Here is a 1,180-nt window from a genome sequence, read left to right as displayed (position 1 = left end):
AGTTGTATGAACAATTGCCGGAAGCGGGCGATCTGGAGAAGCCAAAACTGGTGTTTTTCTTCGACGAAGCACATCTGCTGTTTAACGATGCACCGCAGGTACTGCTGGATAAGATTGAGCAGGTGATAAGGCTTATTCGCTCAAAAGGCGTGGGCGTCTGGTTCGTTTCGCAAAACCCGTCTGATATTCCAGATAATGTGCTCGGCCAGCTCGGTAATCGCGTTCAGCACGCTTTGCGGGCTTTTACGCCAAAAGATCAGAAAGCAGTGAAGGCAGCGGCGCAAACCATGCGGGCTAATCCGGCGTTTGATACCGAAAAGGCAATCCAGGAACTGGGGACGGGCGAAGCGTTGATCTCGTTTCTCGATGCAAAAGGAAGTCCTTCTGTGGTGGAACGGGCGATGGTGATTGCGCCTTGTTCGCGGATGGGACCGGTGACGGAAGATGAGCGCAATGGCTTGATTAACCACTCCCCGGTGTATGGCAAGTACGAGGATGACGTGGACCGGGAATCCGCCTATGAGATGTTGCAAAAAGGCTTTCAGGCCAGTACCGAGCAGCAAAATAATCCCCCCGCGAAAGGGAAAGAGGTAGCGGTAGATGACGGCATTCTTGGTGGATTGAAGGATATTTTGTTCGGCACTACCGGACCACGCGGCGGGAAGAAAGATGGTGTGGTGCAAACAATGGCCAAAAGCGCCGCTCGCCAGGTGACGAATCAGATTGTACGCGGGATGTTGGGGAGTTTGCTGGGGGGGAGAAAAAGATAAGTCAGACGTGGTCTGTGCCCCTCACCCTAACCCTCTCCCCAAAGGGGCGAGGGGACCGTTCGAACTCGTATTTGACTTTGTCAACAATAATAAAGGGAGCTTTCGCTCCCTTGTTAGATTACGATTTTCTCATTAACAGCCACAGGCTGATTAAGAAGAACCTGGCGCTTGGCAACAGTGCGCCGATGATCGGCGGGATGCCATAAACCAACGTCAGCGGGCCGAAGATCTGGTCCAGTACGTAGAAGACAAAACCGAAGCTAATACCGGTGACCACACGCACACCCATCGGTACGCTACGCAGTGGGCCAAAGATGAACGACAGCGCCATCAGCATCATCACCGCCACAGATAGCGGCTGGAAGATTTTGCTCCACATGTTGAGCTGATAACGTCCGGCATCCTGACCG

General features: G+C 53.1%; 2 protein-coding genes. One reads left to right on the top strand and one right to left on the bottom strand.

Annotated elements, in window-relative coordinates:
• Window positions 1-770 (top strand): helicase HerA-like domain-containing protein (locus ACWKXT_RS24195; RefSeq protein ID WP_454542706.1); only part of this gene is annotated, 770 nt, incomplete at its 5' end.
• Between the two features lie 118 nt (window positions 771-888).
• On the opposite strand, the gene ACWKXT_RS24190 is transcribed toward ACWKXT_RS24195, so the two are convergent.
• Window positions 889-1,180, bottom strand: a 292-nt coding sequence (locus ACWKXT_RS24190; protein ID WP_454542705.1) for an LptF/LptG family permease, incomplete at its 5' end; no start/stop codon positions are given.

This window comes from Enterobacter sp. UPMP701, from assembly GCF_053709515.1.
This window is presented reverse-complemented; position numbering and strand designations above follow the sequence as displayed.